Source organism: Halanaerobium sp., assembly GCF_003070835.1.
Genome location: NZ_QBLR01000489.1, coordinates 1 through 1,164, shown reverse-complemented (window position 1 = coordinate 1,164; position 1,164 = coordinate 1). Strand labels below are relative to the sequence as shown.

Sequence of the window (1,164 nt, the reverse complement as noted above, 5' to 3'; positions counted from 1 at the left end):
TCCGGGTCAGCATATCTGCTATTGGATCTGTTAAATTCATTTACAAACCTCCTTCCAGTTTTACCAGCTTGCTTTTTTAACTCCAGGAATTTCGCCTTTGTGGGCTAATTCTCGGAAACAAATTCTGCATAAATCAAATTTTCTCATATATCCGCGTGAACGTCCACATCTGCTGCAGCGATTCACTTTTCGTGTTTCATATTTAGGCTCTTTATTGGCCTTTTCAATTAAAGCTTTACGTGCCAAACTAAACCCTCCTTCAATTTATAGGTCTTTACTTCTTATATGGCATTCCCATTAGTGATAATAATTCAAATGCTTCTTCATCTGTTTCGGCAGATGTAACAATGGTAATTTCCATACCATGAACATTATCAACATCATCAATATTGATTTCTGGGAAAACAGTGTGTTCGCTTATTCCTAAGCTGTAATTACCGCGACCGTCAAATGATTTAGGAGATACACCTCTAAAATCTCGGATACGTGGCATTGTAATATTAATTAACTTATATAAAAACTCAAACATCTGCTCACCGCGAAGAGTAACTTTTACTCCAACCGGCATGCCTTCTCTAATTTTAAAATTAGCAATAGATTTCTTTGCTCGAGTTACAGTAGGACTCTGTCCGGTTATGCGTGCGATCTCATCAACAACAGTATCCAGAAGTTTAGTATCTTCTTTAGCATCTCCTAACCCAACATTAACTACTATTTTTTCTAATTTAGGAGCTTCCATTACATTATTGTAATCAAATTTCTCCATTAGCTGGGGTAGAATTTCTTCCTTGTATTCATTAGCTAATACTGACATTTCTGGACCTCCTTCCGCTTATTTATTTATCAACAACTTCATCACATTTTTTGCATTTTCTAACTTTAGTACCGTCATCTAAACGCTCTGCGCCAACCCTTGTCTTTTCGTCACAACGGGGGCAGACGAGTTGAACATTTGAAGCATGTATTGGTGCTTCGTTTTCTATAATTCCACCCTGCGGCATATCCTGAGTAGGACTAACATGGCGGTGTACTATATTCACACCTTCAACGATTACGCGATCTTTTTTAGGAATTACTTTTAAAATCTCACCGCGCTTACCTTTATCCTTTCCGGATATAACTTCCACAGTGTCACCTTTTTTAATTCTCAATCCAATCCCCTCC

3 protein-coding genes are annotated in these 1,164 nt (G+C 37.7%); all 3 read right to left on the bottom strand.

Annotated features, from left to right (window positions below; genetic code table 11):
- Positions 1-60 precede the first annotated feature (60 nt).
- Genes CI949_RS20715 through rplX form a run of 3 tightly spaced genes read right to left on the bottom strand, consistent with a single transcriptional unit; the run spans position 61 to position 1,151 of the window.
- On the bottom strand, positions 61-246 hold the full coding sequence (locus CI949_RS20715; RefSeq protein ID WP_005487017.1) for a type Z 30S ribosomal protein S14: 186 nt from the start codon (positions 244-246) through the stop codon (positions 61-63).
- A 28-nt stretch (positions 247-274) separates the two neighbouring features.
- On the bottom strand, positions 275-814 hold the full coding sequence (gene rplE / locus CI949_RS20710; RefSeq protein ID WP_108138994.1) for a 50S ribosomal protein L5: 540 nt from the start codon (positions 812-814) through the stop codon (positions 275-277).
- A 22-nt stretch (positions 815-836) separates the two neighbouring features.
- Positions 837-1,151, bottom strand: a complete 315-nt coding sequence (gene rplX, locus CI949_RS20705) for a 50S ribosomal protein L24 (RefSeq protein WP_108138992.1) — start codon at positions 1,149-1,151, stop codon at positions 837-839.
- Between the last annotated feature and the right edge of the window lie 13 nt (positions 1,152-1,164).

Excerpts from the sequence above, each read along its gene's own strand:
- rplE (WP_108138994.1), bottom strand. The coding sequence starts at position 814 with ATGTCAGTATTAGCTAATGAATACAAGGAAGAAATTCTACCCCAGCTA.